The 11,545-nt window shown below is 61.3% G+C and carries 11 protein-coding genes and 2 pseudogenes; 10 read left to right on the top strand and 3 right to left on the bottom strand.

The window, feature by feature from the left end; translation table 11 throughout:
- The first annotated feature begins 55 nt into the window (after nt 1-55).
- The 8 genes and pseudogenes from AC5P60_RS02585 to AC5P60_RS02620 all read left to right on the top strand — a co-directional run bounded on the left by AC5P60_RS02585 (nt 56) and on the right by AC5P60_RS02620 (nt 6,209).
- On the top strand, nt 56-1,147 hold the full coding sequence (locus AC5P60_RS02585; RefSeq protein WP_070470375.1) for a catalase family protein: 1,092 nt from the start codon (nt 56-58) through the stop codon (nt 1,145-1,147).
- Between the two features lie 24 nt (nt 1,148-1,171).
- On the top strand, nt 1,172-1,867 hold the full coding sequence (locus AC5P60_RS02590) for a hypothetical protein (protein ID WP_049452914.1): 696 nt from the start codon (nt 1,172-1,174) through the stop codon (nt 1,865-1,867).
- Nucleotide 1,868: 1 nt separating this feature from the next.
- Nucleotides 1,869-3,245 carry a Dyp-type peroxidase gene (locus AC5P60_RS02595; RefSeq protein ID WP_049452916.1) on the top strand — a complete coding sequence of 459 codons (1,377 nt, stop codon included), beginning with the start codon at nt 1,869-1,871 and terminating at the stop codon, nt 3,243-3,245.
- A gap of 90 nt (nt 3,246-3,335) precedes the next feature.
- A pseudogene (locus AC5P60_RS02600) lies at nt 3,336-3,479 on the top strand (UBP-type zinc finger domain-containing protein); the annotation flags it as partial.
- A gap of 69 nt (nt 3,480-3,548) precedes the next feature.
- A protein-coding gene (locus AC5P60_RS02605) for an IS5 family transposase (protein WP_143565989.1) occupies nt 3,549-4,528 on the top strand; the annotation gives its coding sequence in 2 pieces (ribosomal slippage) (nt 3,549-3,819 and nt 3,819-4,528; 981 coding nt in all).
- A 520-nt stretch (nt 4,529-5,048) separates the two neighbouring features.
- Nucleotides 5,049-5,192 (top strand): annotated as a pseudogene (locus AC5P60_RS02610) (integrase core domain-containing protein); the annotation flags it as partial.
- The gene (locus tag AC5P60_RS02615) at nt 5,125-5,694 is read left to right on the top strand and encodes a LysR substrate-binding domain-containing protein (RefSeq protein ID WP_099470349.1); all 570 of its coding nucleotides are present in this window, start codon (nt 5,125-5,127) and stop codon (nt 5,692-5,694) included. The pseudogene AC5P60_RS02610 and the gene AC5P60_RS02615, both read left to right, overlap by 68 nt.
- Nucleotides 5,682-6,209: a hypothetical protein gene (locus tag AC5P60_RS02620; protein ID WP_143565990.1), complete on the top strand. Its 528-nt coding sequence runs from the start codon at nt 5,682-5,684 to the stop codon at nt 6,207-6,209. The genes AC5P60_RS02615 and AC5P60_RS02620 overlap by 13 nt, the downstream gene beginning before the upstream one ends.
- A 381-nt stretch (nt 6,210-6,590) precedes the next feature.
- On the opposite strand, the gene AC5P60_RS02625 is transcribed toward AC5P60_RS02620, so the two are convergent.
- Nucleotides 6,591-7,217, bottom strand: coding sequence for a TetR/AcrR family transcriptional regulator (locus AC5P60_RS02625; RefSeq protein ID WP_080353445.1), 627 nt, complete (start codon nt 7,215-7,217; stop codon nt 6,591-6,593).
- A 206-nt stretch (nt 7,218-7,423) separates the two neighbouring features.
- Nucleotides 7,424-8,842, bottom strand: a complete 1,419-nt coding sequence (locus AC5P60_RS02630) for an aldehyde dehydrogenase family protein (protein WP_224119378.1) — start codon at nt 8,840-8,842, stop codon at nt 7,424-7,426.
- 857 nt (nt 8,843-9,699) lie between these two features.
- Between AC5P60_RS02630 and AC5P60_RS02635 the strand changes: the two genes are divergently transcribed.
- Together AC5P60_RS02635 and AC5P60_RS02640 are read left to right on the top strand one after the other, a co-directional pair.
- Nucleotides 9,700-9,942, top strand: a complete 243-nt coding sequence (locus AC5P60_RS02635) for a cyclase (RefSeq protein ID WP_224119377.1) — start codon at nt 9,700-9,702, stop codon at nt 9,940-9,942.
- A gap of 6 nt (nt 9,943-9,948) precedes the next feature.
- Nucleotides 9,949-10,227 (top strand): membrane protein, encoded by a 279-nt coding sequence (locus AC5P60_RS02640; RefSeq protein WP_024957542.1) that lies wholly within the window; start codon nt 9,949-9,951, stop codon nt 10,225-10,227.
- Between the two features lie 654 nt (nt 10,228-10,881).
- On the opposite strand, the gene AC5P60_RS02645 is transcribed toward AC5P60_RS02640, so the two are convergent.
- Complete coding sequence (locus tag AC5P60_RS02645) at nt 10,882-11,451, bottom strand: DUF488 domain-containing protein (RefSeq protein ID WP_224119376.1); 570 nt, start codon at nt 11,449-11,451, stop codon at nt 10,882-10,884.
- Nucleotides 11,452-11,545 lie beyond the last annotated feature (94 nt).

Consider the following 11,545-nt stretch of genomic DNA (forward strand, 5'->3'; position numbering starts at 1 on the left):
TCGTATGGCGGCGTGCCGGACAACCGCATGCCATGCCTATCGACGCAGGAGATCCATGGTCGATCAACCCGTTCTTTACAGCGAAGCACTGGAAAACGTCGACGAAGACGAGGATCGTCTGATCGAGGAGATCGTCACGCAGATGGCCGAAGGTAACCGTGCTGCCTATGAGCGCCATCGGCATGCCATTCGCGATGCGCATGCAAAATCGCACGCGGTCCTCAAAGGGGAGTTGTCCGTCCATTCGGACCTCCCGCCAGCACTTGCGCAGGGGATATTCCGCAGGCCCGCGACCTACGGCGTGGTGGCGCGCCTGTCCTCGGCGCCCGGCGATATCCACTCCGATGCGATCCCGGCGCCGCGCGGGTTCGCAATCAAGCTGATCGGTGTGGACGGCGAACGTCTGTCACCGCAGATCGGAGGCCGCAATCAGGATTTCCTGATGGTGAACTTCCCCGTGCTCGCCTTTGGCACCATCCCCAAGTACAAGACACTGCTGGGCGTGCTGGAGAAGAACGCACACGCGCCGGACATCTTCCAGCGGATCGTCGCCGGGCTCGCACGCGGTACCAAGGAAGCAGTCGAAGCGCTGGGCGGGACGCCCGGTGCGACGCTCGAGGGCCTGGGGCGCGACAACCACAACCCGCTGGGAGAGTCCTACCACACGCAGGGCGCCCTGCGTTTCGGCGACTACGTGGCCAAGCTTTCGCTGGTGCCAGCGTCCAACGATGTGCGCGCACTGACCGGGGTGGCCGTGGAGGATGTCGGCTTCTCGACGATGCGGGATGTGATCGAGCAGCATTTCGCGCGTCATGGCGCCGAGTACACGCTGCGGGCGCAGTTGTGCACCGACGTAGCGAAGATGCCTGTGGAGGATGCAGCCGTGCGCTGGGACGAGGATGCCTCGCCGCACATGCCGCTTGCGACGCTGCGCTTTGCCCCGCAGGCGCCCTATACGCCCGCACGCCGGGTCTACGGCGACGACGTGTTGTCGTTCAATCCCTGGAATGGCGTGCAGGCCCATCGTCCGTTGGGCGGGATCATGCGCATCCGCCGCGCCGCGTATGAGCGTTCCAGCAGTTTCCGCCATGCCATGAACACCCAACCGCGGGTCGAGCCGGAGCATCTGGCCGATATCCCGGATTGAGCCTTCCCACGACAAGGACCCCCGATGACCACGTCGAATGATCCACGCCTCGCCGATGAGACCAAGCCGGAGGAGATCCGGCGCCGTGCTGGCGAACTGGCGCAGGACTTGCCAAAGCTTGCCAGGATCGCGCTCGAAGCCTTGATCAAGCAACACAACGATGCCTACAAGGGCAGCTCCCAAAGCGCCGGTCGCGCCGGTCGGCAGTCGGGAAATGTCTCCGAGTTGTCGGCCATCGCCACGCTCAAGCCCGGTGGCGCGGATCGGCTCAAGCGCATCTTCGGCCTGACCGGGGGCAATTTCGACGGCGCGCAACGCGTGTCCACGCTTCATGACATGCGGTTTGTGTTGTTCGATGACGACACGCGGATCCTGTTCGCCACGGCCTACGATGGTGACTGGGATACCTACATCAACGATTTCGCCACCAAGATTCCAGGCTTGATGGACCTGTTGTTCGCCAACGTGGAGGGCTGGCCTGGCATCGACAGTCCGCAGGTCAAGGATTTCATCGCCGATCACCAGATCGACGCGGCCGGTTGGTTTGTCGCCAATCCCCAGGTCACGGTAGTGGACGTGCGCCGTTACCAACGCATGGACAAGGCGTTGCAGGCCTTCTTGGATACGATGTCCGAAAATACGCAGATGGATGCGACCACGCGTGCAGCGCTGGAGACGCTGGAGCAGGCCATCTCCGTCCCGCAGGGGGTGGATTACTGACATGGGCCTGCTCGCTGACCTTGCTGCCCGTTTCCGTCGTGACCGGGTGACCCTGAACCTCGATGACATCCAGGCGCTCATCCTGCGATCGCGTCCTGAGCCTTACGTCGGGATTCATGCTTTGCTGCACGTGGAACAGGCGGCCGGTGGGCGCGATCTGCTGCGCCGGCTCGCCCCGCATGTCCCCACTGCTTCCGGCTGGACCGAGGAGCTTGATACCTGGATCGGCGTGGCCATCAGTCACGAAGGGCTCAAGGCGCTTGGATTGCCGCCGTCCTCGCTGGAGAGCTTCCCCCTGTCGTTCCGGCAGGGAATGGCAGCACGCGCCGAACAGCTGCGTGACTTCGGGGAAAACGCTCCAGAGACTTGGGAGGAAGTGTTCACACCGGGCAATTGCCATATTGCCCTGACCATCTATGCGCGCGATGAAGTACATCTGGATGTTGCGGTGGACAAAGCCATGGGCGAGCTAAATGCCTGCAGTGGCGTGACCTTGCTGGCAACGCACCGTTTCGGCGCCGACGCCGATGCCCAGAATCCATTCGGCTTCCGCGATTCGATTTCGCAGCCAACAGTGGCTGGCGCTGGCGTGGAACCACAGCCCGGGCAGCAGCGTGCGATCGCTGCGGGAGAGTTCATCCTTGGGGAAAACAGCGAAGCCGGTGCGCCGTTGCGCATGCCCCAGCCGGACGTATTGGGGCGCAACGGCTCGTTCGTGGTGATGCGCAAGTACGAAAGCCGGGTGGGTGCGTTCAACGATTTCATGCGCATACATGCAGGCGAGGACAAGCAGGCCCAGCATGCTCTTGCCGCGAAGATGTTCGGACGCTGGCGCTCCGGCGCGCCGCTACCGCTAGCGCCGGAACGAGACGATCCCGAGCTCGGCGCCGACCCGCAACGCAACAACGATTTCGACTACCAGCATGATGCCCTTGGTCGGATGTGCCCGCATTCGGCACATATGCGCCGCCTCAATCCGCGGGGGAGCCAGCTGACGATTCTCAGCGACGAGCACATTCATCGCATCATTCGGCGTTCGTCCACGTTTGGACCAAAGTGGAGCGATGACGTGACCGGCACCGACGATGCCAAGGCGGATCGCGGGATCTTCTTCATCTTCATCAGCGCCCGGGCCTACGACACGATCGAATTCCTGCAGCAGGAATGGATCAATCGCGGCAACTTCATCGACCTGGGTTCTGAACGCGACCCGATCGTCGGCCTGCACGAGGAGCCCGGCAGCTTCACGATTCCCCAGTCGCCAGTGCGTCGACGCGTGGCCGATGTGAGTACCTTCAATCGCCTGCGCGGCGGCGAGTACATGTTCATGCCGTCATTGAGCGCGCTGCGCTGGATCGGCGAGGGGAAGTTCGATTGAGCCGGCGCGGGCGCGCTGGGCGCTATGCGTGCTCGCGGGCCCTGCACTGAGAGGCCACCGTGCCCAGGCGGCACGGTGGCCTAAGCCTTGCGCCACGCCCGCGCGCACTGGCACGCCAGCGGCCATCCGATCATCGAAGGCTACGACCTGCCCGAAGGCTGGGGCCGGTGTTACGCCGATGACGTGGAAGTGGACCTGCCGGATCAAACGCCGCAGCGCGGCTCGATCTCTCGCCAGGGAAGCTCTGCTGAACAACTCCCGCCGTATCGCCGACAATGGCCTTCAACTTCGAGAGGCAGGCAGATGCGGCTGACGTTCGGTGATGCCGAGGATCTTGGCCAGCGCAAGCAGACCCGGCGCGAGGTGTTCTTGGGTCAGATGGATCAAGTGGTGCCGTGGAAGGCGTTGTTGTCGCTGATTGAGCCGCACTATCCCAAGTCAGGCCAGCCGGGGCGTCAGCCGTATGCGCTGGAGACGATGCTGCGCATCCACTTGCTGCAGCAGTGGTATGCATTGAGTGATCCGGGCATGGAAGAGGCGCTGTACGACATGCCGGTGATGCGTCGCTTTGCCAGTTGGGTGGGCTGGACGGGATCCCGGACGAGACCACGATCCTCAACTTCCGACGTCTGTTGGAGATCCATGATCTGGCGAGCAAGCTGCTGGGCCGGGTCAACATGCACTTGTCGAACAAGGGATTGAGTCTGCGCGGCGGGACGATCGTCGATGCCACGATCATCGCCGCGCCAAGCTCGACCAGAAACGCCCAAGGCAAGCGTGACCCGGACATGCATCAGACCAGGAAGGGCAACCAGTGGTATTTCGGGATGAAGGCGCACATCGGCGTGGACGATGCCTCCGGCCTGGTGCACCACGTGCAATGCACGGCGGCCAAAGTGGCTGACATCACCCAGACCCATAAGCTGCTGCATGGCGATGAGGACACGGTGTGTGGCGACAGCGGCTATACCGGTGCGGACAAGCGCATCGAACTGAGCCAGAGCAAGGCCGGGTTTCTGATCGCGGCCAAGCCTTCGAAGGTGCGGGCCATCAGGAACCAGCGCAAACGTGCGGTTGTTGAGGACTGGGAACATTTCATCGCCCGGCTCAGGGCCAAGGTCGAGCATCCGTTCCGGGTGATCAAGCGTCAGTTTGGCTACACCAAGGTGCGCTATCGCGGCCTGGCCAAGAACACCGCGCAGGTGATGACGCTGTTTGTGCTGTCCAAACTGTGGATGGTGCGCCGGCAGTTGATGCCGGCCGCAGGGCCAGTGCGCCTGTAAGGCGGGGAAATCCCGCACACCTGTGCCAATTGGGCGCAATGAAAGCGTTGTTTCAATGAAATCCACGCCGACCGGATGGGGCTCAAACGCAGATGAGTGTTGTTCAGACCTTACTTAGGGTTGACGATGGTGCGATCCTGCCCTGCCCATCGTCCGCGTTCTCGTCTAACGTGCAGGCCACCACAGACCCGCGCCAGATATGGAGCGGCCTTCACAGCCCTCTGTCGTCTTTTCAAGCCCTATCCCGCTGCTTTCGCAGTGATCCAAGCTCGCGTTTCACGAAGAATTTCGTCCGATAGCACCTCTTCATGGGCCATGCGGGCCAGGATCAAGGCTCCTACCATCGCCGCCCAAGTGCCGATGGCCGTTCGGCGTTTGCCAGCCTCATCCGTGCCGTCAGTCATCTCACTAAGGTGCTGAAGCTGGCGCTTGAGCCCGTCCGTCATCTCGGCCCGGGCCACTCCGGGTTGGCGAATGGTATCTGACGCGAGCGCAGCAACTGGGCACCCGCACGAGCAGCGTCATCGCCGAGTGGCGCCGCGACTACAACCAGGTGCGACCACACAGCAGCTGCGGACGCATCCCGCCGGCCCAGTTTGCTGCCAACCACCGAACCCAAACCCATCCCGCCGCAGTACCCTTCAACCCCGGGCTCCACCAGTAATGGGTGGTACGGCTACTGGGGGCAGGTCAATGACGCAAAGATTAACCTCGCGATCGCGCATGTGAGTGAGGATACCGGACGCCTGCGCCGTGAAATGCTCTATTGCGAACAGTTCGTTTGCTGCTTCCACCCATCGCAGCTGGCCTACGCAACCCCTATCGCCTCCGAAGACTACTTTTCCTCCGTGCACGGCCTCGTGTCGGACAGCGAAAATTTGCCTGGATTTTTGGAACATCTGTTGCGGCACGCCCCGATGCAGCTGGAGGCCCCCCACTTGTCGCACGACGGCATCACCTTGCTTGCGATGGCTTCTCGCGCCCCACTCATCGCTTCCTTGCAAGCCGGTGTCGCCAGACGCTACGCCGCGGCATTTGGCCTCGTTGTTAGCGACCTGCCATTCGAGGTTGACGAATTGCAAATCGACGTGATCTGGCATCCGCGAAGTGAAAACGACCCAGGCATCTCGTGGCTGCGAAGGCTATGCCAGTCGTGCGTCGACTGAAGGAGTGGTGGCGACTGTCAGCCCAGCGTTCGCCTGCGACCGAGCAAGTCATCGTATTTGATATTGAGAACACCGTGATAAACAGACAGTTCACATTCAATCGCGGCAGTTGGCATGCCGGCCACAATGTGGTGGGGCCGTTGGACGGCGAAAACGACATGGCCGGCTTAACGCGGGCCGGGTATTCACCCAACGGTGCTTACTATGGCGGTGAGCACGGCCTGCGGCTGGAAATATTTGAGAACTCAGTAGATGGCTCGTTCTTCGCCTTCATTTCGCCCACCGGAAGGACGACGGTGGAGGTGCTCATCCCCGACTTCGAGAGCTTCATGCTCTTCATTAAGGATTACGGAGGCTCATTTGCCGCAGCGGGTTCCGAGGCGACCCAAAAAGTGGTTATGGAAACGCTTGCGAAGCTCTTCGGCGCGCTCCATGGCCACGACTGGAGTGAAGCCTGCCAGCTTTGTGACCCTGTAGGATGGCGACGCTGGAACGGTATGCAGGACAGCGGTTAAGGCTCCCTCGACCGCTTTGACCCAGCGGCGTCGCGACCGACCATCTAGCGAAGCGCTGGGGGCCAAGCAGCGCTCAGAGCGCCGTCGCAAAACCCAGCGCAGACGGAGTGCCTGGGTTCGCAAGGCATCTATCCTGGCCTCAAAGGTCGCCTGCACTCGAGCGCATTTTATAGACCGCCCAACGCCTCAAGCACCGGCATACGGCCTGTGCAGGCACACACCTATCGCCGGGGCGGTCATCGCCGTCGCCATCCCGGGCGGCGACTGCGCCTTGTCGAGCGTCAACTTGGTCGGGGTGCTGGAGTCGGCTGCAGAGCGGCTTCCACACAAGTCGCCAAGGCGCCTAAACCGGGCTCTTGCGCTGCTGTAATGAGGTTTCCCTCACTGAGCCACGTGAAGGGCGTCCGCGAATTGGCGGTAATACTTGTCTATTAGCTCTTCACCATCGTCCGGGGAGAACAGATACAACCTCATGATTCCCTCAAAGACAAGCGAGAGGCGATCGGCAACGACCTCTGAGTCCAGGGCGCTGGCTATTTGCCCCCTTTCCTGAGCCTGTCGAACTCTTTCCCGCAACATTTCCATCAAGCCCAATTCGTGGCTTCTAAGAAGTCCGGCCACATGGGCATTGCGTGCACCTTCGCTCGCGATTTCGGCGCGCAGAACTGCTATCGCATGTCCCTCGGGCTTCAGGAAGAGGTCTGCCAAAAGCTCCTCGACGGCCTGTCGACTAAAATCGGAGCTCCAAAACCGTGCAATCAGGGCCTGATGGCGCTGCAGATCGAGCTCGATCAGGGCGGTGATAAGGGCTTCTTTGCACGAAAAATACTGGTAGATGTTAGCAACACTTACCTTAGCATTGGCGCTTATGTCGGAAAGGGAGGAAGCGTGGAAGCCCTTGCGTATGAAAGACTCCCGCGCTCCATCCAAAATTTGCGTCAAGCGTTTTTCTCGCGCCCCCTCATTCACAGGGCGACCGAGCTGCGGCCTGCCTTTCCCTCCATTCATTCAACACCTCTACAGATTGGTCGTGTCTAAAGCAAGAACACTACTTCGACTGGGGTCACGGCTCAACAGGCAGCATTCGCTTGCGCGATTGCTGCCCAGCCTGAAGCAAACCATCGCAACGCTTAACTCTTCCTTGCAATGAAGTTCAGTCCCTGCATTGGCTGTCCCGAAGGTGCTCTGCCGACGTCCGGTTCAAGGCAGGTCGGTCAAGAACCGGACGACAGGGCGGCGGTGGCGTATACCTTGATTTCCTGGAACTGCTCAATCGCGCGCGGCCCGCAAAGCACACCGATGCCGCTTTGCTTGAACCCGCTCTGTTCAAACTGCTCGGACATGACGCCCCAACAATTCATCCAAATATGGCCAGCCCGAATGGCCTTGCCAACTCGTCGGCAACGCGATGCGTCTTCCGAGAACACCGACGCGGCGAGGCCAAACTCGGTGGCATTTGCGCGCGCAATGGCGTCGGCTTCGTCCTCAAAAATCTCGAACGTCTGGACAGGTCCAAACACCTCGTTCTGAACGACGTAAGCGTTCAAGTCTTCGACCTCGATCAAACTTGGACGGTAGAACGCGCCGGCAGCCAACGGTCCCTCTTCGATTGGGCCGCCGCGAACGAGAACGTTCGCATAAGACGCTGCTTCGGCAACCACCGCGTCCACGCGTGCGACGCTGGCCTTGTCAATCAACGGACCGAGTTGTGCCTGTGGATCCTCGCTCTCGCCGAGCCGAACGTTGCCATAGGCCTCAACCAGGGCAGCTCGCAGCCGGTCTGCCACCGTCCGCTGAACCAAGACACGGGAACCTGTGCAACAGAACTGGCCATTCATCGCGACGAGGGCCATGACGATTTGTGGGACAACGGCCGCAAGGTTGGCATCGTCGAACACCACCAACGGTGCTTTTCCGCCAAGCTCCAGGTTCAGCCGCTTCAGCGTCTTCGCGCCGTTGGCGGCGATGGTCCGTCCAACGTTTGTGCTCCCGGTATAGCTGATCATGTCCACTTGAGGAGAGTCCACCAGCATGGCTGCGCCAATGCTTCCTGTCTCGGTGATGACATTGAGCACGCCAGGCGGCAGCGATGGAACGGCTGCGACCGCCTCGGCGAACAGCGCGTTGGTGAGTGCCGTCTGATGAGGCAGCTTGAGCACCACCGTGCACCCCGCCGCCAACGCCGGAGCGATCGCTCGCACGGAGAGAATGATCGGGGAGTTCCAAGGCGAAATGACGCCAACAACGCCAAGCGGCTCAGGATCGGAGAAGAAGTGCACCCCTGGCGCCGCTTCAAGAGCTCGGCCACCGGTTTGGAGCAGCGCGGTTGCCGCGCCATACCGGAGCCACTCCGACGCCAATGAGAGCTCCCACTCGGTCTGAGCCAACAGCTTGCCGCCTTCCTGAGAGAGGCGGACCGCCATTGTTTTTGCGCGCTTGGCGACCTCGTCGGCTAACTCATGCAAGGCGCGGGAACGCAATGATCGCTCCGTTGGCCAGTTGGATGTATCAAAGGCCGTGCGTGCAGCCTCGATGGCAAGCCGAGCTTCGTCCTGGCCGGTATCCAAATAGCTCCCGAGCGGCTGGCCCGTCGAAGGACTGACCGCTTGCCTGATCGCCCCCCTTCGTTCCAACTGCCATTGATCCAGTTCTTTACTGCTTCAGTCGCACGCGAGTCTGTCATGGCGTTTTCCTTTCATCGTATGGAGCTAGGGAGAATCAGGTCAGGGGCCTTCCGCTTCCTCACCTTCGACACCGAGTGAGCGAGCTGCGTCGCCCCGGCCATTAGAAGAGTGAACGCTCACATATGTATATGTCAAGCGTTTTTTTTGAGTCACGGGTAAAGCGCATCGCCAGCAGGCTCCGGGCACCCAAGGTTCTCCCTTAGGAGTGACGGGTAACGTCTTCTGATTCTCCAAAGCCTTGTGAGCAAAAAGACGCCTCAAATCCATCTGCACTCCACGCCCAGTCCGGCCGTTGCTATCACCGCGGCCTGCCGATGTGGCAAGCCTCGCCGTCCGACCTTGGGTTGCAGGTGAGTAAGGCGCGGAGCGTCTAATGCACCCAAGAACGCTTGGCGGCGGGGCGAGATGGCGCAAGGACCTCCTAAGCAACATGGTGGCGGCATGCTGCTTCTGCAAACTAAGGCGTTTCCAGCCGTCAGCGGGGAATGCACGCGCACTGGATCAATGCGCCCCGCGCCGTCCGTGCTCAACACGGACGGCACCAGGTCCTTGCCGGCAACTTATCCCTACGGCTCCCAAAATTCGCGCAAGTGAACTTCAACGCTTCACCGGTTGGCCCCAGTCCTCGCATTCGCGAGTCATCGTGATACGTTGACCTAGGAAGATCGGGTGACCGCCCTACTTCAGTAGCACCGAGCCGAAGTATCCTTGGGAGGTCGCGCCACGATCGGCGAGTAGCTTCTAGGTACCGCAAGGGCCTACCCATGGATCCTGCCTAAGAATGAGAGGGCAACATAGATAAGCGGGTGTGCTTTGATTTCGAGATTGACTTCAGCAACGGGGGCGGGATTCAGGGCCAAGGCTTCCGGCTGGACATCGCCGGTGATGACATCACCGATGAGGCGTTGGCCGACTACATCGTGCGCGACATGCGCCTGCTGATGGTGGGCGAGGTTCGCATCCTCAACAAGGAAATCATTGAGGAGCCTCATAAGCGCCCGGCGCACGGCCAAGACGGTTCAACTGTCCACGACCCAAAGGACGGGTGAGCGGCCATGCATCCTGATGTTCTTGGCTGGACTGCAACCGCCGTGTTGATAGCCACGTTGGTCCGGCAAATGATCAAACAGTGGCAGTCTCCCCATCCGGAAACGGTCTCCAAATGGCTGTTTGTCGGTCAGATGACCGCGTCGACCCTGTTCACCGCCTACAGTGCACTTTTGGGGTCAACGGTGTTTGTGGTGACCAATGCCCTGCTGCTGCTCACGGCCGTGGTGGGACAGGTCCTGGCTTGGCGTCGACGTCGGCGAACCGGCGCGCCGCCTCCCTGCTGACCCAGTATTGGCTGCACCAAGGAAGGCCGTCGTAGGCGTTTAGCAGCCACTCTTCGTCAGATCCGAAACGGACGTCGCCTGACATGCTCGACCCGGCCTCCGACCGTGACCAGCGTCGAGATGGCCCAGTCGCTGGAAGCGGACACGGGCGGAAGCAACAAGATCTCAACGCCGGCCCCCATCGCCGCGCCTTTCCATACCTCCACTGTGCCATCCTCGCTGGGACTGCGGTGGAGGCCCCAATCCGAGGCGAAATCCGTCAGCGCTTGCCGTCCATGTATCCTATCGAGCGCGCTGCAAAGCGAATCATACTGAGCACTCCTCACTCCCCTCCCCCTTGCATCGTTTTCTAACCTGCGCTTCACCATCCATCCCAGACTACTTCATGGCAGACATGAAGATCGAAAGCCAGTCTGAATCCCTCAGGAGAACGCCAACTTTCTGACGGGGCAGCCTCCGATCCATTACCTGAAGCTGGGACCAGGGACGACCGCCTAAGCCGATTCAGGCAGGGTTGCGCGGCTGCCCGTCGTCTATCAACAACACCGTGCGGCAAGCGCGCGCCAACTGCAAGGCAGCCGACATGTCCGCATAGCTTCGATAGGGAGAAAATGCGCCGGGCGGGCCCGACACGCGATCGCCCTACTGGTTGGTTCAGAACAGCTCCGTCTGAGCCGGTGGGTAGACAAGCGCTGGCCCGGCGGCCTGCGCCATCGGGTTCAGCGGATGCGGCTTGGGTTCGGCGTGGGACACGATGTGCAGCACCTCATGGCCCCGGTGCGTCAGCAGGTCGGAGATGAGACGTCGGTGGCAGCGCCACCAGGGTGCCTCCGCGCACATCAGCGCGGTCCGATGTTTGCCCCCCAGTGCAAGCACCTTCGATAGCCCGCCGGCGAACTCGGCGGTCGCCATGTGATCTGCGTAGCCCTGAAACGCGGCGTTGTCCCACGCACCATTGGGCGAATCCGGCTGCACCTTGCGCCGCCCGCCCAGTTCAGGAATCCAGAGATACTCCACGCCGTGCGCTGGCAACGTTTCAGCCATCTGCTCGGACGAAAACCAAGGGTAACGACGCGATCCTGGGAAGCGACGCACGTCCGCGATCGCCGAGATGCCTTGTGCGGACAGCAGTTGTAAGAACTCGTCCCAAGGTCGAGTGGAATGCCCGATGGTCCAGACGGTCACCGGGGTCGGAGCGGGAGCATCGCATTGCATGAGGCTCATTGGACAGGAGCCGGCATCAAGCCCGCGTGCTCATCACGTGCTCGGCAGCTGCCAACGACGCTCGCGTCTGCCCGTCTAGGCTCGGACACGACCG

This window comes from Stenotrophomonas sp. YJH_SMC_120 (assembly GCF_059368675.1).

Coding starts and splice junctions, on each gene's coding strand:
- AC5P60_RS02585 (WP_070470375.1), top strand. CDS start 56: ATGGTCGATCAACCCGTTCTTTACAGCGAAGCACTGGAAAACGTCGAC.
- AC5P60_RS02590 (WP_049452914.1), top strand. CDS start 1,172: ATGACCACGTCGAATGATCCACGCCTCGCCGATGAGACCAAGCCGGAG.
- AC5P60_RS02595 (WP_049452916.1), top strand. CDS start 1,869: ATGGGCCTGCTCGCTGACCTTGCTGCCCGTTTCCGTCGTGACCGGGTG.
- AC5P60_RS02625 (WP_080353445.1), bottom strand. CDS start 7,217: ATGAATGGAGGGAAAGGCAGGCCGCAGCTCGGTCGCCCTGTGAATGAG.
- AC5P60_RS02640 (WP_024957542.1), top strand. CDS start 9,949: ATGCATCCTGATGTTCTTGGCTGGACTGCAACCGCCGTGTTGATAGCC.
- AC5P60_RS02645 (WP_224119376.1), bottom strand. CDS start 11,451: ATGAGCCTCATGCAATGCGATGCTCCCGCTCCGACCCCGGTGACCGTC.